Below are 21,829 nucleotides of genomic sequence, written 5' to 3' on the forward strand. Positions count from 1 at the left end.
CGGCGAACCCGCTTGCGCTGGGCTTCGCCGGGAGAGGGGAGGTCACAGAACATATCCGCGTGAATTTAGTTTGTTGAGCTTCGAAATCAGCACTTCTCCGGCGCGGGGTAATCCACGCCGAAGGTCTCCACGGTGACGGACTTCATCCGCTGATCCTGATGGGGCTTATCCATCCGATCCCGGTCGGCGCTGACGATGGCATCGGCCACCTCCATGCCCTCGATGACCTTGCCGAAGGCGGCGTACTCGCCGTCCAGGTGGGGGGCCTTCTCCACCATGATGAAGAACTGGCTGCCGGCGGAGTTGGGGTGCATGGCCCGGGCCATGGAGAGCACGCCCCGGTCGTGCTTGAGATCGTTTTTCACACCGTTGTGGGTGAACTCGCCCTTGATGGAGTAGCCGGGGCCGCCCATGCCGTTGCCGTTGGGGCAGCCGCCCTGGATCATGAAGCCGGGGATTACCCGGTGGAAGATCAGGCCGTTGTAGAAGCCGGACTGCACCAGGCTGATGAAGTTGTTCACCGTGTTGGGAGCCACCTCGGGGTAGAGCTCGGCGACCATCTTGCCGCCGTTCTCCATCTCAATGGTGACAATGGGGTTCTGAGCCATGTCATTTCATCCTTTCCCGGGGCCGGGCCCCGCTGTTTTCTCAGTAGTCGCGGCGGCCGCGGGTCTTCATGGCGCGGTCCATCTCCCGCTTGGCGTCCTTGGCCGCGGCGGAGGCCCGCTTGTCATAGAGCTTCTTGCCCTTGGCCAGGCCGATCTCCAGCTTCACCCGCGGCCCACGGAAGTACACCGACAGAGGCACCAGGGCGTACCCGTCCTGCTTCACCTTGGCGAAGAGCCGCAGGATCTCCCGCTTGTGCATCAGCAGCCGGCGGGCGCGCAGCGGATCCTTGTTGAAGATGTTGCCCTTCTCATAGGGGCTGATGTGCATGCCGTGGACGTGCATCTGCCCGTCCTTGACGATGCAGAAGGAGTCCTTCAGGTTGACATGGCCCTGGCGGATGGACTTGACCTCGGTGCCCGCCAGCTCGATGCCCGCCTCGTACTTATCCTCGATGAAGTAGTCGTGGTAGGCCTTGCTGTTCTTGGCGATCACCTTGATCCCCTTGCCGTCCATGTCCTCACCTCCTGGATGCCGCCCTGCACGCTTAGGTATCTATTATAACACGGCTGTCAAGTGGTCAGACGGGAAAGTATGTAAGCAGGGCGTTCAGGGCGTCCCGGCGCCACACCGGGCGGCCGTGCTCGGCCAGGCTGGCCTCCAGGTGGGGGCGGGAGGACTCTGCCCGGCCGAACTCGGACAGGCGGGCGGCGGCCCCCGCCGCGCCGGCCTCCAGGGAGAGCCACCAGCGGTCGTCCCACCAGAGCAGGGCGGCGTCCGGCCGGGGCTCCGGCAGGGCCCGGGCGGCGGCGGCCAGGCTCTCCAGGCCGCCGAAGGAGAACCAGACCCGCGACCGCGGGCGCACCCGGGCGAACACCAGCACGCCGCAGGTGCCGGGATAGGCCTCGATCTCCACCGGCCCCGCCAGCTCGATGCCCGCCTCACGGAAGGCGTCCCGGGCCAGGGAGAGGGCCCTCTCCAGGGTGAGGGCCGCGGGGGTGAGGCCGTGCTCCTTCAGATCGGCGGGGGTGATGTACAGCGCCACGCTGGCGTCGGAGATGGGCTGGATGGTCATGGCGGGGCCTCCTTTTCATGAACTGGGATATCTGAGCGGTATTATACCGGATAGGCCGCAGGTTTGGATAGCTGTAATGATTGGGGGGATTGGCAAAGGAGAGGGTGGCGCGGGGCGGAAAACTATGCTATAATATTGCTTAACTACTCAAGGATACGCCGCGCGGCGGCAAAGGAGATGGGCCGGATGGAACTGATGGAAAAGACGGTGGAGAGCCAGGTGCTCTTCTCCGGGAAGATCATTACCGTGCGCCTGGACAGGGCACAGCTGCCCAATGGCCGGATTGCCTCCCGGGAGGTGGTGGAGCACCCCGGCGGGGTGGCAATCCTGCCGCTGTTTGACGACGGGACGGTGCCCCTGGTGCGGCAGTTCCGCTACCCCTTCGGCGCGGTGGTGGAGGAGCTCCCCGCCGGCAAGCTGGAGAAGGGGGAGGATCACCGCCTGGCCGCCCTGCGGGAGCTGGAGGAGGAGGTGGGCGCCCGCTGCGGGAAGCTGACCTATCTGGGCTGCCTGTATGCCTCTCCCGGGTTTTCCAGCGAGGTGCTGCACATGTATCTGGCCCAGGAGCTGACCCAGGGGGAGTGCCACCCCGACGAGGACGAGTTCCTGGAGGTGGAGCGGGTACCCTTCGCCCGGCTGGCGGAGCGGGTGATGGCCGGGGAGATCACCGACGCCAAGACGGTGGCCCTGGTGCTGAAGGCCAAGTTGCTGCTGGGCCTGTAAACGGGAAAGGGGAGCATACGATGAGCAAGCGTATTCTGATTGTGGAAGACGAAAAGAACATTGTGGATATTCTCACCTTCAACCTCAACCGGGAGGGCTATGAGACCCTGGAGGCCTATGACGGCGCCGCCGGGCTCCAGCTGGCCCTGGAGCAGAACCCGGATCTGATCCTGCTGGATCTGATGCTGCCCAAGATGAACGGCTTCGACGTGTGCCGCAACCTCCGCAAGGAGAACCGGAGCACGCCGGTGATCATGCTCACCGCCCGGGAGGAGGAGACCGACAAGGTTCTGGGCCTGGAGCTGGGGGCCGACGACTACATCACCAAGCCCTTCTCCATGCGGGAGCTGCTGGCCCGGGTGAAGGCCAACATCCGCCGCAATGAGATGGTATCCGCCGCCGCGGGGGCCGCCCAGACCGGCGGCGGAGAGCGCATTGAGCACGGCCGCATCGCCATTGATCCGGATCTGATGGTGGCCTACAAGGACAACCAGCCCCTGGAGCTGACCCAGCGGGAGTACGAGCTGCTCAAGTTCCTGGCCTCCCAGCCGGGGAAGGTGTTCTCCCGGGAGGCCCTGATGGAGCACGTGTGGAACTACGAGGGCTACGTGGGCGACGTGCGGGCCGTGGACGTGGCAGTCCGCCGCCTGCGGGAAAAAGTGGAGGACGACCCGGCCTCTCCCCAGTTTGTGGTGACCCGCAGAGGCCTGGGCTACTACTTTAACGCCTGAACATATGCCAAGGGTGGACGCCGGGGCGTCCTCCACGGGGCCCCGCAGAGCGGGGACGGCGCTCAGCGCCGTCCAAGTGTTTTGCCCCAAGGGCAAAATCTTGATGCCGGCGGAATTCAGTTCCGCCGAGCAGATAGAATCTGAACTGGGGTTCCCGCACGGCCTGCCGCGCGGGGCGCAATGACCCGGCCTCTCCCCAGTTTGTGGTGACCCGCAGAGGCCTGGGCTACTACTTCAACGCCTGAGCGGGGGCCTGCAGCCGCTCAGAATATCCACACTCAGGAGGGGGGCTCCCCGTGTTTCGCAGCCTGCACATGAAGCTGATGCTGATCATGACGCTGCTCATCGTGTCTCTGATGACCGTGGTGGGGGCGTTCCTGATCAACTCGGTGGCCAACTACTACACCCAGGACTTCTATACCCAGATGTCCGAGGCCTTCGGCGACCCGGACTTCCTGACGGATCTGGGGACGCCCATTGAGGGGGAGGAGGACGGTGCCTCCAGCATCGCCTATATTCTCAATGCCAACAGCGCCCTGGGCATTGACAACCGGAACCGGAAATACTACGTGCTGGACGGCACCGACGGCCACTGGCTGGCCGGCTCCGACGAGGAGAGCGCCGGACAGGATCTGCCCGACGACTCCCGCAACCTGATGCGGGTGCTGGCGGGGGAGCAGGTCAGCAGCGACAGCACCCCCACCGCCTCCTACATGGACGTGGCGGTGGCGGTGGAGCGGGGGGGCAGCCGGTATATCGTCTACGTGCTGGACAACGGTGCCAACGCCACCGCCCTGAACAGCGAGCTTATCACCCTGATTGTGGAGGCGCTGATCTTCGGCCTGATCATCTCGGTGCTGCTGTCCTTCCTGCTGTCCAAGACCCTGACCACCCCCATCGAGCGGCTTACCGAGGGCGCCGAGCGGGTGGCCGACGGGGACTTCTCCCACAAGATCGAGGTGGCCTCCCGGGACGAGATCGGCGTGCTCACCGGCACGTTCAACGACATGGCGCAGCAGCTCAAGCGCACCCTGGAGGAAGTGGAGAACGAGCGCACCAAGCTGGGCACCCTCTTCCTCCACATGACCGACGGCGTGGTGGCCTTCTCCCGGGACGGGACGGTGATCCAGTCCAACCCCGCCGCCGAGCGGATGCTGGGCCGGGCCATCCCCATCGGGGGCGGCGAGAGCTATGACACCCTGTTCTCCGACGTGGCCCCCCTCCAGGGGGTGCTGGCGGTGGAGCAGCCCGGCTATCTGGACGGGGAGCGGGAGGTGGACGGCCGCAGTCTGGAGCTGCTGCTCACCCCCTTCGACCAGGAGCGGCTGGGCGGCGTGCTGGTGGTGATCCACGACGTGACCGAGCAGCGCAAGACCGAGGAGATGCGCCGGGAGTTCGTGGCCAACGTGTCCCACGAGCTGCGCACCCCGCTGACCAACATCCGCTCCTACGCCGAGACCCTGGCGGACAACGCCGGGGATATCCCGCCGGAGACGGAGAAGAACTTCCTGGGGGTCATCCTCAACGAGTCCGACCGCATGACCCACATCGTGCAGGATCTGCTCACCCTGTCCCGGTTCGACTCCGGCCGGTCGGAGCTGAACCTGGCCCCCTTCGACTTTGGGGAGGCGGTGCGGGACGTATATCAGGCCAACCGGCTGGAGGCCCAGCGCCACGGCCACACCATGGAGCTGGAGCTGCCCGGCAGCCTGCCGGAGATCGTGGGCGACCGGGAGCGGATCCTCCAGGTCATGATGAACGTGGTGTCCAACTCCATCAAGTACACCCCCGACGGGGGGCGCATCCGCCTGTCCGCCGGGGTGCAGGGCAAGCGGGTGTGGATGGAGGTGGCCGACAACGGCATCGGCATCCCCAAGGAGGACAGGGGGCGCATCTTTGAGCGGTTCTACCGGGTGGACAAGGCCCGCTCCCGGGAGTCCGGCGGCACGGGCCTGGGACTGTCCATCGCCAAGGAGATCATTGACCGCCACCAGGGCACCATCGAGCTGGTAGACCGCCCCGGCCCGGGCCTGACGGTGCGCATCACGCTGCTGGTGGAGGGGCCTGGCCATGGCTGGAAATAAGCATCCCCGCCGCCGCAGGCACAGCGGGCTGGAGCGGCTCAAGAGCCTGCTCATCGTCCTGCTCACCCTGTCCGCCCTGGCCCTCACCCTCCGGGTGCTCCTGTTCAACGAGCTGGCCGGGCAGGGCCCCCGGGGCTGGCTGGACAACCTGACCTCCCTGTTCCGGCAGGAGCAGACCGCCTCCACCGGCGATCCGGGCGGCTCCATCCAGTCCTCCGCCGCGGCCCAGCCGGTGCGGCTCTCCGTCTCCGACGGCTCGGAGCGGTTTGCCGTCCAGTACGACACGGCTCAGACCGACCAGATGTTCTCCTCCCTGGGCATCCTGCTCAGCGAGGCCCTCTCCAGCGCCGCCGCCCCGTCTGAGGTGACGGAGCAGGCGTGGCGGGACGCCCTGTGCGCCCCGGGCGTCTGGTTCGACTTCCTGGGGGACATCCCCCTGGAGGCCCTGTGCGCCTGGATGGTGGAGGGGGGGAGCAATCCCAACCTCACCGCCGCCGCCCGGCAGGTGGCCGTGGCCCGGGACGATGGCGGCGGGGTCTCCCTGTACTATCATAATGTGGAAGACGGCCTGTATTATGCCTGCCGGACGGCGGTGGCCTACGAGGGCCACATGGACGAGCTGGTCACCGGCTACGGCGGCAACGGCGTCTCCTTTGTCTTTGAGCTGGAGGAGGGCGGCGGCTATGACGGGCTGGATCCCTATGTGCTCCTCTCCGCCGCCACCCCCAGCCCGGCGGTGTTCCGCGCTTCCACCCCCCTGTCCGGAACCGACACCAACGCCGTTTCAGCCCTTCAGGAGTCCCTCTCCTTCCAGGTGTCCAGCGACGCCATCTACGCCATCCCCGGAGGCCTGCGGCTGCGCCTGGGCCGGGAGACCCTGGAGATCGGCGGGGACGGCACCGTGACCTACCACACCTCGGAGGAGCTTCCCACCCGCTACCCGGTGGGGGAGGACGGTTACACCGTCACCGAGCTGGTGGAGACCACCCGCCGGCTGGCAGCGGACACGGTGGGCCGCACCTGCGGCGCGGCCAGGCTCTATCTGGCCGGCGTGGAGACGGGCGGGGACGGGGCCGTGACGGTCAGCTTCGGGTACAGCCTCAACGGCGCGGCCGTTCTGCTGCCCGAGGACGGCTGTGCCGCCCGCTTCACCGTGCAGGACGGGCAGATTACCGACTATACCCTGCGCTTCCGGGAGTACGAGGAGACTGCGGAGCACAGCCTTCTGCTCCCGGAGCGGCAGGCCGCCGCCGCCCTGGACGCCCTGTCCCCCGAGGGGCGGGAGCTGCTCCTGTGCTATACGGACAACGGCGGCGACACAGTCCAGGCCGGCTGGGTCGCCAGATAGGAGTGCGCCATGGAATGGCCCAAGCTGAAAAACATCATTCTGCTCCTGCTGGTGTGCGTCAATGTGTGCCTCCTGCTCCTGGCCGGGCTCCAGGGGAGCCGCAGCGCACGCTATGAGGAGGAGACCCGCCAGGCCGCCATCGACGTGCTCGAGCAGAACGGCATCACCTTCGGCCCGGAGCGGCTGCCGGCAGACACCCAGCTGCGCCCGCTCACCGTCACCCGTGACCGGGAGAGCGAGGCCCAGGTGGCCCAGACCCTGCTGGGAAGCGCGGAGCGCCAGGGGGAGAACGAGGTGCGCCAGCTCTACGTGGGAGAGGGGGGGATGGCGGAGTTCTCCATGAACGGCACCTTCTCCGTCTCCCTCCAGCCGGGAGCTTGGGTGAAGGAGCACGACCGCTCCCACGTCGACGCATCCCAGGCCTGTCTGGAGCGCATCGGCTTCCAAGGTGCGCTGGAGACGGAGGAGCGGGACGAGGCCTCGGGCCAGGTGCGCCTGACCTTCCACCAGGAGTGGGAGGATGCTCCGGTGTTCTCCTGCCGCGTTGTCCTGACGTGGGAGGGGGACGAGCTGGTACATCTGGAGGGCAGCCGCCTCTCCGGCACCTCCACCCAGGCCTCTGCCCGGGGGGAGCCCCTGTCCGCCGCCTCCATCCTGGTTCGCTTCCTCAGCGGCATCAACGAGGGGGGCTATGTCTGCGGCCGGGTGGACGGCATGACGGCGGGCTACCTCCTCAGCGGGGCCGCCCGGCCGGTGGAGCTCACCCCGGTGTGGCGCATCGACACCGACAGCGGCTCCTACTATGTGGACGCCTATACCGGGGTTCTGACCCCGGATCAGACCTGAATCGGAGCCCAAAAAGGAACCGCCCCGCCGGCACAGCCGGCGGGGCGGTTTCTGCGAGTCAAAAAAGTGGCTGGAGCCACTTTTTTGAGGAAGCTGCATGGCGGAAGGGGTTCGGTTTCTTCCCAAAAAGTCACCCCTTCCGCCATGAGAAGTGTCATTTCCGACGCACATGTCGCCGGAAATGACAGATTTTGATTTTATTCCGTCCTCTGCGGAGAACGGAACTCTGCGAGGCTTTCTCCCTGGGCGGTTTTGCCTGCTATTGGGAGGCCGGAATGAAGGGCTCGCTGCCCGGCGTCTCCGCCGGAGTGGGAGACGGGGCAGGCGTGGTGTCCGGCGTGGTGGTCTCCCCGGTGCCCGGGGTTTCGGTGCCGGGAGTCTCCTCCGGCTCCGGCGTGGGCCAGGTGGCCGGGTTCTCCGGATCGAAGTTCTCATACCGGGGGTCGTTCACCGGCGGCCAGGTGGAGGGATCCGTGATGTCGAAGCTGTTGGGATCGTAGCCCGCCGGCTCCACAGGCTCCGGAGCGGTGGTGTGGACGTCGCAGGTGCCCTGGGCGTCCAGGAAACTCTTGAAGTAGTTGCCGTCGGGGGAGCTCACGCCGCCCACCAGCTCCCGGGTGTAGTCCAGGATGCCGATGGTCTGGACGGTGCCCTCGGTGATGCCCAGGCTCTCGTCCGCCTCCCGGGGGCAGAACTCCCCGGCCAGGTGGTACAGACCCTCGATGGCGGTGCCGCTGCTGTCCAGCACCGGGCTGTCGGTGCAGACCTCCACCGACACGTGCATGGCGCAGGTCTCCGCCGGCACGTCGTCGGCGAACAGGGTCATGCTCTGCACCCGGCTGCCCCTGGGGTCGTTGAGGCAGGCCTCGCTGGCCCGCAGGCCGCTGTCCCGGCAGATCTGCACCGTGACCAGCCCGTCCGGCTGGGTGAAGTCCTTGTTCTCCAGGCCCTCGTGCACCTGGCTCATGACCTTCTCCCACATGGTGACGGCCGGGTTGCCGCTGGCGTAGATGCGCTCCGGCGTGTCATAGCCCACCCAAACCGCGGCGGTGTAGTAGGGGGTGTAGCCCACGAACCACCGGTCGGTGTTGGAGTTGGTGGAGCCGGTCTTGCCGGCCACGGTCATGCCGGAGATCTGGGCGGCGGTGCCGGTGGCGCCGTTGCCGCCGGTGACCACGTCCTTGAGCATGTCGTTGATATAGTAGGTGGTCTCGCTGGAGAGCACCGCCTCCGGTTCCCGGTTGGTATTGTCCAGGATCACCTCTTCGGTGCCGTCCTCCGCGATGCGGGTCACCTGGGTATAGGTGCGGGACTCGATATACAGGCCGTCCCGGGGGAAGACCGAGTAGGCCGCAGCCATGTCGATGACCCGCACGCCGTTGGTCAGGCCGCCCAGGGCCAGCTGGCTGGAGCCCAGGTCGTTCTTGATCTCGCCGTTGACCTCCAGCCCCTCCTCCAGATCGATGTGGAAATTGTCCTGCATGAAGTTGAAGGAGTTCTCAAAGCCCAGCATCTGCAGCACCCGCACCGCCGCGGGGTTGGAGGACACCCGCAGGGCGTCGGCCACTGTCACCAGCCCCCGGTAGGTCTGGGGGTTGTTCAGGGGCCAGGCGCTGCCGCCCAGCACCTGGACGGGGTAGTCGTCAAAGACGGAGGCGGGGGTGATGAGCCCGGCCTCCAGGGCGGGGGCATAGACGCTCAGAGGCTTGATGGAGGAGCCGGGCTGCCGCCGGGAGCGGCTGGCGTAGTTCCAGCCCCGGTTGGTGGTCTTGTCCCCCAGGGCGCCCGCCAAACCCACGATGTTGCCCTCGGGATCCACAATCACGATGGCGGACTGGATCTCCTGGCCGGAGTTGCTGGTGAGCTCCAGGTTGCTCCGGTCGGAGTACACCGACTCCACAATGCTCTGAACATTCTGATCCACGCAGGCGTAGATGCGCAGGCCGCCGGAATACACCATGTCGGAGGCCACCAGCTCGGAGTAGCCGTACTGCTCCATCAGATCGTTCATCACGTCGGTGATGACCTGCTCATCGTACCAGCTGTAGATGGTGGCGGGCTCCTCCTCGTCCACGTCAGAGACAAAGACCAGCTCCTCCGCCACGGCGGCCTGGTACTCCTCCTCGGTGATGATCCCCTGGTCCCACATGGTCCAGAGCACCAGCTCCTGGCGCTGTTTGTTGCGCTCCCGCCCGGTGGTCACCTCGCCGTCCTCGTTGGTCATGCGCACGTTGGAGTTGGGGCCGTAGATGGTGGGGTTGTTGGTGATGGAGATGATGCTGGCGCACTCAGCCAGGGACAGCTCCGACAGATCCTTGCCGAAGTAGTGCTCCGCAGCCGTGGCCACGCCGCTGCAGGTGTCGCCCAGATAGATGTAATTGAGGTACCACTCCAGAATCTGCTCCTTGGAGTAGTTTTTCTCAAAATCCAGGGCGGTGAAGATCTCCTGGATCTTCCGCTTCACCGTCACGTCGTCATAGCCGGTGAAGTTCTTGATGAGCTGCTGGGTGATGGTGGAGCCGCCCTGAATGTCCTGGCCGGTGAACATGAGGATCACGCCGTAGAGGGTGCGGCGCCAGTTGACGCCGTGGTGCTCCCAGAAGGTTCGATCCTCGATGGCCACTGTGGCCTTGATCATGTCCTCCGGGATGTCCTCATAGTCCACCAGGATGCGGTTCTCATCGCCGTGGAGGGAGAGATGCTCCACATACTCCCCGGTGTTGGGATCCTCATAGTAGATGATGCTGGTCTGATCCATGACGAAGTTGGCCTCGATGTGGGCCTGGGGGATGATCACCGTCTGGATGTACCTGGCGGCAAAGCAGATCAGAATCACTGCGGTGATGATCCCGATGAGCAGCAGGGTGCCGACCACCTTGCCTATGGTGACGGCCACCGTCGCCGCGGTGGAGCGCTGCCTGCGCGGCCGCTTCCGTCCGGGCTGCGGGGCCTGATTGGATGTTGTAGCCAAAAGAACACCTCCGTAAATCGGTGAGCGCGGGTGGATGGGTGCAAGTCCGGCGCCGCATGGTACGGCGCCTTGCGCCTATTATACCATGATCTGCCCGCTTGTCCACCCTAATCATACCCTGCTTTAGAATAATTTTATGATTTATCTGCGAAAAATCCGGGGATTTTCCCCGTTGATTTCATGTTTTTTCAGTCGTTTCGAGGGCCAAATGCCCCCGGATGAAAAATTTGGCTGTCCACACTCTTGCATTTTGGGCCGGGACGGGATACAATAGAGCAGGAAGAAACGGAAGGCAGGTAGCCGATATGAGTGAAGAATTTGGCCCGGATTTCATCACCGTCACCGACGAGGACGGCAATGAATTTGAGCTGGAGCATCTGGACACCCTGGAGTACAACGGCCAGACCTACATGGCCTTTTTCCCCGCCGTGGCCGCCGGACAGGACGGCGAGCCCGCCGACGGGGAGGAGGAGGACTACGGCCTCATCATCCTCAAGACCGTGCTGGTAAACGGGGAGGAGCAGCTCTCCACCCTGGACAGCGACGAGGAGCTGGAGGCGGTCTACCAGCAGTTTATGGAGTCCCTCTTTGCCGACGAGGACGAAGGGGACTGACAAGGACACAAATTTTCCTGCTCGGTGCGTGACGGGCTCTATTTAAACCCACATCTCTCAAACGGGATGCCAGAACTCACGGCGTGAACCGCAGGCCTCCCGGCCCCCCTCCGAGGTGCGGCTGGAAGTTGGAAGCGACGAAGCGCCGTGGAGGCAACCCACCTGCCATTTTGTGCAGGTTTTAAGTGGGCTCGCACGGCCAGAGCGGGGCCCCCACGAAGCGGAAGCTTCGTGGGGCTTTTTCTTTTTCCTCTGTTTGAATAAACTGTAAAACCTGCTTTTCCTCTTGCGCAGGCGGGGTTTTTCCTGTATAATATTTGAACGTCTACGGAAACCCCGCCTCTGCGGGGGAGATTACTGAGAGGACTGAAGCTACAAATGAGCGCATCCAGAGAAAAGAAAACGCGCCAGAGCGACCCCAACAAGGGGCTCACCCAGACCCAGCGGAAGGAGCTCCAGGAGCAGAAGGCCGCCAAGCGCAAGGCGGTTCTGTATACGGTCATCGGTGTGATCGTCGCCGTCCTGGTGGTGATCCTGCTGGTGTGGCACTCCGGCATCTTCCAGCGCCGGGAGGCGGCCGTCAGCGTGGGCGGCCGGGACTACAGCGTCACCGATGTGATGTACTACTACGACAGCGCCGTGCAGACGGAGTATCAGTACAGCCTGTACGGCGCGTCCAGCTTTGACGCCAGCGTGGATCCCGCCGAGCAGTACCGGGATGAGGCCCAGACCCAGACCTACCACGACTACTTCCTGGATCAGGCCGTGACCGCCCTGACCAGCCAGACCGCCCTGCTCAACGCTGCCGACGAGGCCGGCTATACCATGACCGAGGAGGACCAGGCCACCGTTGACGAGGCGATCGAGTCCATGCGCCAGACCGCCGAGCAGTACGGCCGCAACCTGGCCGGCTATCTGAAGGTCCGCTTCGGCCGGTATATGACCCCCTCCGCCTACCGCGCCTGCCTGGAGCGGGCCCAGTTGGCCTACGGCTACTCCAACAGCGTGTACGACGGCCTGACCTATACCGACGAGGAGATCCAGACCTACTACGAGGAGAACGCCGACACCCTGGATACCTTCCAGTACTACTATGCCTTTATCGACGGCACCGCCGAGTCCACCACCGACGAGGAGGGCAACACTGTGGAGCCCACCGAGGAGGAGAGCACCGCCGCCATGGAGGAGGCCAAGGCCCAGGCCGACGCCTTTGCCGCCGCCCTGAATGAGGCCGACGACAAGGCCGCCGCCTTCGGCGAGCTGCTGGCCGACTATGTGGGCGAGGACAGCGTGGACACCTACAGCCCCCTGCGCACCACCGTGGGCAGCGGCCTGGCCTCCAGCTACTCGGAGTGGATGCAGGATGCCGGCCGCACCGCCGGCGACGTGACCGTGGCGGAGAGCACCACCTCCAGCAGCACCGGCTACTATGTGGTGCTGTTCATGGATCGCTATCGTGACGAGACGCCCACCGTGGACATCCGCCACATCCTGATCCAGGCCGAGCTGACCCAGGAGGACGACGAGTCCACCGAGGACGTGGACGAGAGCCAGATCCCCACCCAGGAGGCCCTGGACGCCGCCAAGGCGGAGGCCGAGGATCTGCTGGCCCAGTGGGAGGCCGGCGACAAGACCGCCGAGTCCTTCGGCGAGCTGGCCAATGAGTACTCCGACGACACCGGCTCCAACACCAACGGCGGCCTGTACGAGCAGGTCTATGAGGGCCAGATGTTTGAGGCCTTCAACGACTGGATCTTTGACGAGGCCCGCCAGGAGGGCGACACCACCGTGCTGGAGAACCCCCAGGACGGCCAGCAGGGCTGGCACGTGATCTATTTCCAGAGCTGGGACGACCCGGTGTGGAAGAACACGGCGGACAGCTCCCTGCGGGGAACCGACTATAACGAGTGGCTCACCGAGATCCAGGACGGCCTGGAGGCCACCGAGGGCAGCGGCATCAACTACGTGGGCTGAGCTGCGGAACAAGCATGAAAAAAGCGGACGGGGCCACGCTCCGTCCGCTTTTTTGAAAGGAAGCTGTATATGGACGAGCGATTTCTGCGGACAGAGATGCTGCTGGGGCCGGAGGCCATGGAGAGGCTGGCCGCCGCCCACGTGGCGGTGTTCGGCCTGGGGGGCGTAGGCAGCTGGTGCGCCGAGGCCCTGGCCCGCTCCGGCGTGGGCGCCCTCACCCTGGTGGATCACGACGACGTGGGCCTCACCAACCTGAACCGGCAGGCGGAGGCCCTGGAGTCCACCCTGGGCCAGCCCAAGGCCGCCGCCATGGCGGAGCGCATCTCCCAGATCAACCCGGCCTGCCGCCTTACCGTGCTGGCGGAGAAGTACGAGGCCGCCAGCCGGGAGAAATTCTTTGCCGTCCCCTACGACTACATCGTGGACTGCATCGATCTGGTGTCCTGCAAGCTGGATCTGATCGAGACCGCCCTGGGGCGGGAGATCCCCATCATCTCCTCCCTGGGCACCGGCAACAAGCTGGATCCCACCCAGTTCCGCATCTCCGACCTGTCCAAAACCGAGGGCTGTCCCCTGGCCCGGGTGGTGCGCAAGGAGCTGCGGGCCCGGGGCATCGTCCACCACCGGGTGCTCTGGTCGCCGGAGGAGCCCCGGGCGCCCATCCAGACCGAGGCCCCGCCCCCCGGCCGCCGCTCCGTCCCCGGCAGCGTGGCCTGGGTGCCCCCGGCGGCCGGCCTCATGCTGGCCGGCGACGTGGTGATGGCCCTGGCCGGCCTGCGCGCATAAAAGCATCCCTCCCCTGGCAGACTATGGCCAGGGCTTGTTTGAAACATGTCAACATGCCCAATCGACGGGTCTTTTGCCCGCTGGACGGCGCAATTTTTCCTTGAAATCCGTCAGGATTCCCGCAAAAAAATTGCTTGCCAGCGGCCCCAAATTCCTCGCCGCTGGACACATCGCCAATTTTCAAACAAGCCCTAAGGGAGGGATGCTTTTTGCAGAAAAAGTCCGGTTCAAAATTCCGCAGCGCCGTAGCCGGCGGGGCCGCCGGATTGGCCAACGGCTTCTTCGGCGGGGGCGGCGGTATGCTCCTGGTGCCCCTGCTCACCCGGTGGTGCGGCCTGGATCAGCGGCAGGCCTTTGCCACCTCCATCGCCGTCATCCTGCCCCTGTGCGTCCTGTCCTCCGCCATCTACTGGTTCCGGGGCGGGCTGGACTTCCTGCTGGCCCTGCCCTACCTGGTGGGCGGGCTGATCGGGGGCTTCCTGGGCGGTCGGATGTTCAAGAAATTGAATATGGTGTGGCTCCGCCGGGCCTTCGCCCTGCTCATCCTCTACGGCGGCGTCAAGGCCCTGTTCTTCTGATGGGCTGGCTGCTCCCCCTCCTGGCCGGAACCGCCACCGGCATCCTCTCCGGCTTCGGCGTCGGCGGCGGCACCCTGCTGCTCATCTATATGACCACCTTCGCCGGCGTGCCCCAGAACCTGGCCCAGGGGGTCAACCTGCTCTACTTCCTGCCCGCCGCCGCCACCGCCCTGCCAGCCCACATCAAGAACGGGTATATCGACGGCAAGACCGTCTGGCCCGCCGCCCTGGCCGGGCTGGCGGGCACCGCCCTGGCCGCCTGGCTGGCCACCGGGCTGGACGTGGAGCTGCTCCGCCGCTGCTTCGGCGGCTTCCTCCTCGTGGTGGGCCTGCGGGAACTGTTCGCCAAAACCTGACGGCAAAGGGTACGGAAAACTTCCCCGGCCGCAGCGGGAGACCGGGCCTCCGCATCCGCTCCAGCCCCCCGGCGGCCCGGCGGGCGCACCCGGTACAGCGCTGCGGCCATCGGGGCTTGCAGGGTAATCCCGATGCGTGCCGCCCGGGGCGCGGCAGCGCCTGTAGCGATGATCATTACGGGGCCCCGCCGAAGCCCAGCGAAGCGGGTTCGGTGGGGAGAGGAGGCACAGTGGAGGGAACGAGCTTTGCCGCTTGCGGTGAAGCGAATGATCTGGAACTTGTGCCGACGAAGCGGGCGACAATGCGCGGTTGGTTTTTGCCCTGTCCGTACAGCCCACCGCCGCCATGAGCCCCCGTTTTGGGGGGATCCAAGGGGCGGAGCCCCTGACCCTTCTTTCCCCCATTTCTTTGGGAAGAAATGGGGGCGCCCGCCGCGTCGGGGGTGCCGGGGGCGCTTCCGATAAAAATCCAGCGAAGCCACCTTCAAAAAAGCGGCGCGTCCCCGGGGATTCCCCAGCAAATGACGGGCGACCACAGGTCGCCCCTACGGACGGCGCGCCGAGTCGTCGCGCCCCACGGGGCCAGCGGTGGCGGGGGCAAGCGGGCGGATGATATCCGCCCCTGCGGGCCTGGCAGTTGTCATACCGCCCCGCGGGCGGCGCGTCAGGGATGCCGCGCCCTACGCCTGTCCCCGCGCCCGCCTGAAGGTGAGGTATCCCTCCAGAATCAGCGTCGCCGCCACCGCGTCCACGGTTTTTTTGTGGTTTTTCATCCGCTTGCCCGAGGCGTGGAGGATGCTGTGGGCCTCCACGGTGGTGCGCCGCTCGTCCCACAGCACCGGCTTGAGGCCGCAGGCGGCCTCCACCTGCTCCGCAAAGGCGCGGTACAGCTCGGCCCGGGGGCCCTCGGTGCCGTCCATGTTACGGGGGAAGCCCATGACCAGCTCCTCCACCCGGTGCTCCCGCACCAGCCGGGCCAGCTCCGCCGCCACCGCCTCCGGCTTCCGGCTGTGGATCACCGTGGTAAACCCGGCCAGCAGGCCGGTGGGATCGGAGATGGCCACCCCGGTTCGGGCGTCTCCGTAGTCAATCGCCATGATGCGCAATCCAATCACTCCTTTTCTCCCCCAATATACCCGAGAACCGGGAAAAAAACAAGGAAAAATCCTTGACTTCCGGGAGAAGCTGTGATAGACTCTATTCACCTATGAAAAAGGGCTCTTTTTTTGTGCGCATTTTTACGGTGTGATGACGTACAAACCCTTCCCTCGTCTGGAGGACATAGGGAGGCAAGCATGCCGAATCCGCACCGTGACGAACTTGACCGGCCGTTTTTCTGCCGGTGGTGCGTTGCTGGATTCGGCCCGCGGCCGGGTTCAGCTTTTTTGCTGTCCGCGGCCAATCATTGAAGGAGGTGCCGAACATGGCGAAAGCCGGCAACCGGGTGAAGATCACCCTGCGCTGCTCCGAGTGCAAGCAGCGGAACTATAACACCAACAAGAACAAGAAGAACACTCCCGACCGTCTGGAACTCAACAAGTACTGCCCCTTCTGCAGGAAGCACACGGTTCACAACGAGACCAAGTAATGCGTGCTCTGATTATGGCGCAGAAGAAAGAAGGGTGAAACGGAATGTCTGAAAACGAGAAGCTGGAACAGGCCGCCGACAAGGCCGCCGACAAGCCCGCGAAGGCCGAGAAGAAGAAGGACGCGAAGCCCGCTGACAAGAAGCCCGGCGTCTTCGCCCGCATCGGCAAGTGGTTCAAGGATATGAAGGGCGAGCTGAAAAAGGTTCAGTGGCCCACTCGCAAGCAGACCATCAACAACACCGTGATCGTGATCGTCTGCTGCATCATCGTGGGCATCTGCATCTGGGTGTTTGATGCCCTGGCCGGCGCCGTGATCACCGCCCTGCTGGATCTCTTCGGTAAGGGTTAAGGTGCGGCATGGCTGACAACGCGAAGTGGTATGTGGTGCATACCTATTCCGGCTATGAGAACACCGTGGCCGCCAGCATCGAGAAGGCCGTGGAGAACCGCGGTCTGCGCGACCTGATCCAGGAGGTCAGCATCCCCCTGGAGACGGTTACCGAGATCACGGACAACGGCCCCAAGACCGTGGAGCGCAAGGTCTTTCCCGGCTATGTGCTGGTGAAGATGGTGATGACCGACGACACCTGGCATCTGGTGCGCAATATCCGCGGCGCCACCGGCTTTGTTGGCTCCGGCAACAAGGCCATCCCCCTGACAGACGAAGAGATTGCCGCCCTGGGCGTGGAAAAGCGCGAGGTGGTGGTCGGCTATCAGGTGGGCGACAACGTGAAGATTACCGACGGCGCTCTGGAGTCCTTCCTGGGCACCGTGGAGGAGATCGACCTGGATCGCAGCAAGGTACGGGTGGTGGTCTCCATGTTCGGCCGCGAAACCCCCGTAGAGCTGGAGCTGGATCAGGTCGAGCCGGTCGAATGACATCCCGGGCCCTGCGGCCCGATTCCCCGCACGTGGGAGGGACTGCCCTGCAGTTCCGCTTCCAACCACATTTATCGTAGGAGGTGCTGTTTCAAATGGCACAGAAAATTACTGGTTATGTGAAACTTCAGATTCCCGCGGGCAAGGCGACTCCCGCGCCCCCCGTCGGCCCCGCCCTTGGTCAGCACGGCATCAACATCGCCGCCTTCACCAAGGAGTTCAATGAGCGCACCAAGAACGACGCAGGCCTGATCATCCCCGTGGTGATCACCGTCTACGCCGACCGCTCCTTCACCTTCATCACCAAGACGCCCCCCGCGGCCGTCCTGATCAAGAAGGCCTGCAACATCGAGTCCGGCTCCGGCGTGCCCAACAAGACCAAGGTGGCCACCATCAGCAAGGACGATGTGCGCAAGATCGCCGAGACCAAGATGCCCGACCTCAACGCCGCCAGCATTGAGGCTGCCATGAGCATGATCGCCGGCACCGCCCGCTCCATGGGCGTGGTCGTGGGCGACTAAGGCGAAGGAGGGAATGGAATATGTTTAGAGGCAAGAAATATCAGGAGAGCGCCAAGCTCATCGACAAGGGCGCTCTGTACGATACCGCTGAGGCCATGGAGCTGGTGGTCAAGACCGCTCCCGCCAAGTTTGACGAGACCGTGGAGCTCCACGTGAAGCTGGGCGTTGACTCCCGCCACGCTGACCAGCAGGTTCGCGGCGCCATCGTCCTGCCCCACGGCACCGGCAAGACCCAGCGCGTGCTGGTCTTCGCCAAGGGCGACAAGGCCGAGGCCGCCAAGGCCGCCGGCGCCGACTTCGTGGGCGAGATGGATCTGGTGGAGAAGATCCAGAAGGAGAACTGGTTCGACTACGACGTGGTGGTGGCCAGCCCCGACATGATGGGCGTCGTGGGCCGTCTGGGTAAGGTTCTGGGCCCCAAGGGCCTGATGCCCTCCCCCAAGGCCGGCACCGTCACCCCCGACGTGGCCAAGGCCGTCACCGAGATCAAGGCCGGTAAGGTGGAGTACCGTCTGGACAAGACCAACATCATCCACTGCCCCATCGGCAAGGTCTCCTTCGGCGCTGAGAAGCTCGCCGAGAACTTCAACGCCCTCATGGGCGCCATCGTCAAGGCCAAGCCCTCCGCCGCCAAGGGTCAGTACATCCGCTCCTGCGTGTGTGCTTCCACCATGGGCCCCGGCGTGAAGATCAACGCGGCCAAGCTGATGTAATGCTCTCCGGGAGAGGACTCCTTTCCCGGCTGTCCGGCCAGCGGCCGTGCCGACCAGTCAGGTCGGCGCGGCCGCTGCGCTTTTACCTCCGCCTTCGCCCAGGGACGGGCTTCGACAAAACTTTCTCCGCCGCCGGCACAAAAACCTCTTGCCAAGCCGCGGCAGATATGCTATAATTTTTTAGTCAATTGAATTGCAGGTATAGTTCAGTGGTAGAACGTCAGCTTCCCAAGCTGAATATGAGGGTTCGATTCCCTTTACCTGCTCCACGTCGGAGCAAAGTCTGCTTTGCTCCGACGTCTTTTTATGACTGAGGCAAAAAAGACGTCATCCGCCCGCTCTCTTACTCCTTCCTTTCCAACTGCGACCCGCTGCGCTGGGCGCGCACTTGGTAGGCCGCCCTGCGGGCGGCATTTTTCTCCATTAAGAAATATCGATTTTAACCTGCTCTTCCAAGAAGAAAGGCATGGCCTGTTGGTCATGTCTTTCTTCTTGGTGTTCGCCATTCAGGGGCGGCTCCACTCTGTCTAGACTGCTGCTGTCTATTTGTTACAATGGTTATTGTAACAGGGGCATGTCGGAATACAAAGTATTTTGTGGGAAGGCGTATGCAAACCGATATCAAGGTTTCATCTGAGACAACAAATCGGAGTATAATGCATACGCAGATAAACTCCCTTGTCCAACAAATTGTTGTGATCCAAGGGCGTGGTTTGGCGACGAAAAGAAGCCCGTATTCAATCAGATTAATTTAGATGAAGGAGCAAATAGAATGAAGCCTAAAATGAGCTTTCAAGACTGGTGCCTCCAAAACCGCTCATATCTGCTGCTTCATTTTTATCAGGAAGGGAACAATCCGCTCTCTCCTGATAAAATCGGATTTTCCTCCGGAAAGCGTGTTTGGTTCCGCTGTCATGTCTGTGGGCTTTCATGGCAACGCACATTAAATCATGTCACAAGGAACCCGGCGGTCCAAACCTGCCCATTCTGCGAACACCGAAAACCCAGCCCGTTTTATAATCTGGCGACGGAGTATCCGGAATTGAAGGATGAATGGGACAGCGAAAGAAATCCATTTCCGCCGGAAAGCTGTTTGCCCCATTCAAAACAAAACGTTTATTGGCGCTGTACAAAAAACCATCGATGGAGGGCCATAATCTGTGATCGCGCTGAAACAGCAGAGAAAGCGCGGAAATCAGGAGCCCCGGTATGCCCCTATTGCTCCGGAGAGCGTGTGTCCACAGCCTATAATCTGGCTGAAAAATATCCGGAAGTTGCCGGGGAGTGGGACTATGTATTAAACAACGGACAAAAGCCAGAAGATTTCCCGCCGCACAGCAACCACAAAGCCTGGTGGAAATGCACGTACAATCCCTCACACAAATGGCTGGCAAAAATATCCAATCGGACATCGCTGGGACGAGGCTGCCCCCAATGTGCAAAGGATTTTAAAATGTCCTATCCCGCGCGCGCATTATTCTATTATTTGCGGCAGGCTTGCCCAAGCTGTACCTGTGAGGAACCATTCCGAAAATATAAAATGGATATTTTTCTGCCTGAACGCAAATTGGTGCTGGAACATGATGGGTATTATTACCACAGCAGTTTGGCGGCCAGAAAGAGGGCGGAACAGAAAGACCGCGCCCTGCGGGAGGCGGGGTATCAGGTGCTTCGCATCTGTGACAGCAGGGAGCTGGCTGAGCCGGTTGTATTTCAAAAATCGAAAATTCTATACAGATTTGACGAGCGGGACCGGTATCTTGACCAAATGATCGCTGCTGTATTTTCCTATCTTGATTTGCCGCCGCTCGATTTTTACCACTGGCGGGATCGATATGCAATCAACCGAATGTATTTTCACGAGCGAAAGAAACGCACCCTGGCGGTAGAATATCCTGAGATTGCACGGGAGTGGAGCACCCGCAACACTGACAATCCTGATACTGTATTCAGCGGTTCATCTCGAAAAGTTTGGTGGCACTGTCCGAAATGTCAGCAGGAGTATCAAGCAACAATTGCCAACAGAACCAAGAACCGCTCAAACTGTCCGTTCTGTGACAATCTTCGGGCGTATGAGAAAAACTGCCTGGCAGTGCTCCGATCGGAAATTGCCGCTCAATGGCATCCTGAGTTGAATTTCCCCCTGACACCCTATGATGTAGTTCCCGGCTCTGAAAAAGAAGTATATTGGGCATGTTCGGAAGGACATGTTTGGAAGGCAGCCATCTGTTCCCGCACTAAGCCCCGAGAAAGCAGATGTCCCATCTGTTATCCGAGAACCGTGACGCGATGCGGCCCAGTGCGGCCGATGGATCCTGCGCTTGTTCAGATCTGGCATCCCACAAAAAATTTGCCGCTCATACCCAGTGAGATAGCGAATCAATCCAATAAAAAATTTTGGTGGCAATGTGAAAAAGGTCATGAGTGGCAATCTGATCCCAGCCATCTCAACAGACTGGCGCCTTCAAAGCGCTGCCCCTATTGCAATGACCGGGCTGTTTGCGGGGACAATTCCCTGCTTGCGCTGTATCCGGAGCTGGCTCGGGAGTGGGACAGCGAACTCAATTTTCCGCTGACGCCGGATCAAGTGCTCTATTGCTCTGGCAAAAAGTATTGGTGGCGGCGCGGGGAGTTCGTGTGGCAGGCGAGCATCAAAGATCGCCAGCGGAAAGGGGAGGGGATCCCCCGCAGTTAATACCTCAACTGCTTCCCGCACCTGCGCCTGTCTGTGTCCCATCCGGAGCTCGCTGCCCAGTGGGACATCTCAAAAAACGCGCCGCTAGGGCTTGTTTGAAACATGTCAACATGCCCAATCGGCGGGCCTTTTGCCCCCCTGGACGGCGCAATTTTTCCTTGAAATCCGTCAGGATTCCTGCGAAAAAATTGCTTGCCAGCGGCCCAAAATCCCTCGCCGCTGGACACATCGCCAATTTTCAAACAAGCCCTAGCATCGGAACAAGTTTCTGCACAGTCCGGGAGAAAGGTTTGGTGGCGATGTGAAAAGGGGCATGAATGGAAAGCTCCTGTCTCAAATCGAAGCCGGAGAGGACATAAGTGCCCCTATTGTGCAAATCGTTCCAAGAGGTTGGGCAGCGTTGCAGAGGAACGTCCCAATTTGCTTGAGGAATGGGATTATGAGAAGAACGAAAATGCACCACAAAATTGTTCTGCGCGTTCCAACAAAAAAGTGTGGTGGAAATGCAGTGTCTGTGGCCATGAGCGGCAAACATCCCCCGACAATAGGTTTTGCGGAAGTGGCTGCCCAGTTTGCGCGCGAAAACAGCGTCGCATCTCTTTTGTCAACACATGACAGCCTGTCGAGAAACCCGGCCTGCGCATAATCCGCAGACCGGGTTTCTCGACAGGCTGAGGCGGCGGGCCTCAAATGGGCCCGCCGCCTTTTTCCTTGGCTAATGGGGTGTGTGATGGAGACCG

The 21,829-nt window shown here is 62.8% G+C and carries 22 protein-coding genes, 1 tRNA gene and 1 other RNA gene; 19 read left to right on the top strand and 5 right to left on the bottom strand.

Features of this window, described 5'->3' with window-relative positions:
* Positions 1 to 86: 86 nt before the first annotated feature.
* The 3 genes from B5E42_RS03720 to B5E42_RS03730 all read right to left on the bottom strand — a co-directional run bounded on the left by B5E42_RS03720 (position 87) and on the right by B5E42_RS03730 (position 1,681).
* Entirely contained in the window at positions 87 to 608 is a 522-nt protein-coding gene (locus tag B5E42_RS03720) for a peptidylprolyl isomerase (protein WP_087236813.1), read from the bottom strand.
* 40 nt (positions 609 to 648) lie between these two features.
* Positions 649 to 1,122: an SsrA-binding protein SmpB gene (gene smpB, locus B5E42_RS03725; protein WP_087236814.1), complete on the bottom strand. Its 474-nt coding sequence runs from the start codon at positions 1,120 to 1,122 to the stop codon at positions 649 to 651.
* Positions 1,123 to 1,186: 64 nt separating this feature from the next.
* Positions 1,187 to 1,681 carry a hypothetical protein gene (locus B5E42_RS03730; protein ID WP_087236815.1) on the bottom strand — a complete coding sequence of 165 codons (495 nt, stop codon included), beginning with the start codon at positions 1,679 to 1,681 and terminating at the stop codon, positions 1,187 to 1,189.
* Positions 1,682 to 1,867: 186 nt separating this feature from the next.
* Here B5E42_RS03730 and B5E42_RS03735 point away from each other — a divergent pair, with 186 nt between their 5' ends.
* The 5 genes from B5E42_RS03735 to B5E42_RS03755 all read left to right on the top strand — a co-directional run bounded on the left by B5E42_RS03735 (position 1,868) and on the right by B5E42_RS03755 (position 7,413).
* Positions 1,868 to 2,404 carry an NUDIX hydrolase gene (locus B5E42_RS03735; protein ID WP_087236816.1) on the top strand — a complete coding sequence of 179 codons (537 nt, stop codon included), beginning with the start codon at positions 1,868 to 1,870 and terminating at the stop codon, positions 2,402 to 2,404.
* Between the two features lie 20 nt (positions 2,405 to 2,424).
* Positions 2,425 to 3,135, top strand: coding sequence for a response regulator (locus B5E42_RS03740; protein WP_087236817.1), 711 nt, complete (start codon positions 2,425 to 2,427; stop codon positions 3,133 to 3,135).
* Between the two features lie 296 nt (positions 3,136 to 3,431).
* On the top strand, positions 3,432 to 5,219 hold the full coding sequence (locus tag B5E42_RS03745) for an ATP-binding protein (protein WP_343214173.1): 1,788 nt from the start codon (positions 3,432 to 3,434) through the stop codon (positions 5,217 to 5,219).
* Positions 5,206 to 6,567: a hypothetical protein gene (locus tag B5E42_RS03750; protein ID WP_087236818.1), complete on the top strand. Its 1,362-nt coding sequence runs from the start codon at positions 5,206 to 5,208 to the stop codon at positions 6,565 to 6,567. The genes B5E42_RS03745 and B5E42_RS03750 overlap by 14 nt, the downstream gene beginning before the upstream one ends.
* Before the next feature lie 9 nt (positions 6,568 to 6,576).
* On the top strand, positions 6,577 to 7,413 hold the full coding sequence (locus B5E42_RS03755) for a hypothetical protein (RefSeq protein ID WP_087236819.1): 837 nt from the start codon (positions 6,577 to 6,579) through the stop codon (positions 7,411 to 7,413).
* Between the two features lie 259 nt (positions 7,414 to 7,672).
* Here the strand turns inward: B5E42_RS03755 and B5E42_RS03760 are convergent, their stop codons facing one another.
* Complete coding sequence (locus B5E42_RS03760; protein ID WP_087236820.1) at positions 7,673 to 10,384, bottom strand: transglycosylase domain-containing protein; 2,712 nt, start codon at positions 10,382 to 10,384, stop codon at positions 7,673 to 7,675.
* Positions 10,385 to 10,689: 305 nt separating this feature from the next.
* Here B5E42_RS03760 and B5E42_RS03765 point away from each other — a divergent pair, with 305 nt between their 5' ends.
* The 6 genes from B5E42_RS03765 (at position 10,690) to B5E42_RS03790 (ending at position 14,692) form a co-directional block, all read left to right on the top strand.
* On the top strand, positions 10,690 to 10,998 hold the full coding sequence (locus tag B5E42_RS03765) for a DUF1292 domain-containing protein (protein WP_087236821.1): 309 nt from the start codon (positions 10,690 to 10,692) through the stop codon (positions 10,996 to 10,998).
* Between the two features lie 11 nt (positions 10,999 to 11,009).
* Positions 11,010 to 11,213: non-coding RNA, 6S RNA (ssrS, locus tag B5E42_RS03770), on the top strand.
* Between the two features lie 163 nt (positions 11,214 to 11,376).
* Positions 11,377 to 12,972: a peptidylprolyl isomerase gene (locus tag B5E42_RS03775; protein ID WP_087236822.1), complete on the top strand. Its 1,596-nt coding sequence runs from the start codon at positions 11,377 to 11,379 to the stop codon at positions 12,970 to 12,972.
* 69 nt (positions 12,973 to 13,041) lie between these two features.
* Complete coding sequence (locus B5E42_RS03780) at positions 13,042 to 13,758, top strand: tRNA threonylcarbamoyladenosine dehydratase (protein ID WP_087236823.1); 717 nt, start codon at positions 13,042 to 13,044, stop codon at positions 13,756 to 13,758.
* A gap of 209 nt (positions 13,759 to 13,967) precedes the next feature.
* Positions 13,968 to 14,336, top strand: coding sequence for a sulfite exporter TauE/SafE family protein (locus B5E42_RS03785; protein WP_087236824.1), 369 nt, complete (start codon positions 13,968 to 13,970; stop codon positions 14,334 to 14,336).
* The gene (locus B5E42_RS03790; RefSeq protein ID WP_087236825.1) at positions 14,336 to 14,692 is read left to right on the top strand and encodes a sulfite exporter TauE/SafE family protein; all 357 of its coding nucleotides are present in this window, start codon (positions 14,336 to 14,338) and stop codon (positions 14,690 to 14,692) included. The genes B5E42_RS03785 and B5E42_RS03790 overlap by 1 nt, the downstream gene beginning before the upstream one ends.
* A 680-nt stretch (positions 14,693 to 15,372) precedes the next feature.
* Here B5E42_RS03790 and ruvX read toward each other — a convergent pair.
* Positions 15,373 to 15,798, bottom strand: coding sequence for a Holliday junction resolvase RuvX (gene ruvX / locus B5E42_RS03800; RefSeq protein ID WP_087236827.1), 426 nt, complete (start codon positions 15,796 to 15,798; stop codon positions 15,373 to 15,375).
* Between the two features lie 317 nt (positions 15,799 to 16,115).
* Here ruvX and rpmG point away from each other — a divergent pair, with 317 nt between their 5' ends.
* The 8 genes from rpmG (at position 16,116) to B5E42_RS19480 (ending at position 21,735) form a co-directional block, all read left to right on the top strand.
* Positions 16,116 to 16,280, top strand: coding sequence for a 50S ribosomal protein L33 (gene rpmG / locus B5E42_RS03805; protein ID WP_009259908.1), 165 nt, complete (start codon positions 16,116 to 16,118; stop codon positions 16,278 to 16,280).
* A 44-nt stretch (positions 16,281 to 16,324) separates the two neighbouring features.
* Positions 16,325 to 16,630 (top strand): preprotein translocase subunit SecE, encoded by a 306-nt coding sequence (gene secE / locus B5E42_RS03810; protein WP_087236828.1) that lies wholly within the window; start codon positions 16,325 to 16,327, stop codon positions 16,628 to 16,630.
* Positions 16,631 to 16,638: 8 nt separating this feature from the next.
* Positions 16,639 to 17,160, top strand: coding sequence for a transcription termination/antitermination protein NusG (gene nusG / locus B5E42_RS03815; protein WP_087236829.1), 522 nt, complete (start codon positions 16,639 to 16,641; stop codon positions 17,158 to 17,160).
* Positions 17,161 to 17,255: 95 nt separating this feature from the next.
* A complete protein-coding gene (gene rplK, locus B5E42_RS03820; RefSeq protein WP_087236830.1) occupies positions 17,256 to 17,681 on the top strand; it encodes a 50S ribosomal protein L11 in 426 nt (141 codons plus the stop codon).
* A gap of 20 nt (positions 17,682 to 17,701) precedes the next feature.
* A complete protein-coding gene (rplA, locus tag B5E42_RS03825) occupies positions 17,702 to 18,394 on the top strand; it encodes a 50S ribosomal protein L1 (RefSeq protein WP_087236831.1) in 693 nt (230 codons plus the stop codon).
* Between the two features lie 195 nt (positions 18,395 to 18,589).
* A tRNA-Gly gene (locus B5E42_RS03830) sits at positions 18,590 to 18,663 on the top strand.
* A gap of 503 nt (positions 18,664 to 19,166) precedes the next feature.
* The gene (locus B5E42_RS03835; RefSeq protein ID WP_087236832.1) at positions 19,167 to 21,089 is read left to right on the top strand and encodes a zinc-ribbon domain-containing protein; all 1,923 of its coding nucleotides are present in this window, start codon (positions 19,167 to 19,169) and stop codon (positions 21,087 to 21,089) included.
* Between the two features lie 439 nt (positions 21,090 to 21,528).
* Positions 21,529 to 21,735 (top strand): hypothetical protein, encoded by a 207-nt coding sequence (locus tag B5E42_RS19480; protein ID WP_242967006.1) that lies wholly within the window; start codon positions 21,529 to 21,531, stop codon positions 21,733 to 21,735.
* The last annotated feature ends 94 nt before the right edge of the window (positions 21,736 to 21,829 follow it).

This window comes from Flavonifractor sp. An10 (assembly GCF_002161215.1).
Classification (GTDB): domain Bacteria; phylum Bacillota; class Clostridia; order Oscillospirales; family Oscillospiraceae; genus Flavonifractor; species Flavonifractor avistercoris.

What these genes read in the sequence shown, in the direction of transcription:
- B5E42_RS03720 (WP_087236813.1), bottom strand. Translation starts at nt 608, where the DNA reads ATGGCTCAGAACCCCATTGTCACCATTGAGATGGAGAACGGCGGCAAG.
- smpB (WP_087236814.1), bottom strand. Translation starts at nt 1,122, where the DNA reads ATGGACGGCAAGGGGATCAAGGTGATCGCCAAGAACAGCAAGGCCTAC.
- B5E42_RS03730 (WP_087236815.1), bottom strand. Translation starts at nt 1,681, where the DNA reads ATGACCATCCAGCCCATCTCCGACGCCAGCGTGGCGCTGTACATCACC.
- B5E42_RS03735 (WP_087236816.1), top strand. Translation starts at nt 1,868, where the DNA reads ATGGAACTGATGGAAAAGACGGTGGAGAGCCAGGTGCTCTTCTCCGGG.
- B5E42_RS03740 (WP_087236817.1), top strand. Translation starts at nt 2,425, where the DNA reads ATGAGCAAGCGTATTCTGATTGTGGAAGACGAAAAGAACATTGTGGAT.
- B5E42_RS03750 (WP_087236818.1), top strand. Translation starts at nt 5,206, where the DNA reads ATGGCTGGAAATAAGCATCCCCGCCGCCGCAGGCACAGCGGGCTGGAG.
- B5E42_RS03755 (WP_087236819.1), top strand. Translation starts at nt 6,577, where the DNA reads ATGGAATGGCCCAAGCTGAAAAACATCATTCTGCTCCTGCTGGTGTGC.
- B5E42_RS03765 (WP_087236821.1), top strand. Translation starts at nt 10,690, where the DNA reads ATGAGTGAAGAATTTGGCCCGGATTTCATCACCGTCACCGACGAGGAC.
- B5E42_RS03775 (WP_087236822.1), top strand. Translation starts at nt 11,377, where the DNA reads ATGAGCGCATCCAGAGAAAAGAAAACGCGCCAGAGCGACCCCAACAAG.
- B5E42_RS03780 (WP_087236823.1), top strand. Translation starts at nt 13,042, where the DNA reads ATGGACGAGCGATTTCTGCGGACAGAGATGCTGCTGGGGCCGGAGGCC.
- B5E42_RS03790 (WP_087236825.1), top strand. Translation starts at nt 14,336, where the DNA reads ATGGGCTGGCTGCTCCCCCTCCTGGCCGGAACCGCCACCGGCATCCTC.
- rpmG (WP_009259908.1), top strand. Translation starts at nt 16,116, where the DNA reads ATGGCGAAAGCCGGCAACCGGGTGAAGATCACCCTGCGCTGCTCCGAG.
- secE (WP_087236828.1), top strand. Translation starts at nt 16,325, where the DNA reads ATGTCTGAAAACGAGAAGCTGGAACAGGCCGCCGACAAGGCCGCCGAC.
- nusG (WP_087236829.1), top strand. Translation starts at nt 16,639, where the DNA reads ATGGCTGACAACGCGAAGTGGTATGTGGTGCATACCTATTCCGGCTAT.
- rplK (WP_087236830.1), top strand. Translation starts at nt 17,256, where the DNA reads ATGGCACAGAAAATTACTGGTTATGTGAAACTTCAGATTCCCGCGGGC.
- rplA (WP_087236831.1), top strand. Translation starts at nt 17,702, where the DNA reads ATGTTTAGAGGCAAGAAATATCAGGAGAGCGCCAAGCTCATCGACAAG.
- B5E42_RS03835 (WP_087236832.1), top strand. Translation starts at nt 19,167, where the DNA reads ATGAAGCCTAAAATGAGCTTTCAAGACTGGTGCCTCCAAAACCGCTCA.
- B5E42_RS19480 (WP_242967006.1), top strand. Translation starts at nt 21,529, where the DNA reads ATGAGAAGAACGAAAATGCACCACAAAATTGTTCTGCGCGTTCCAACA.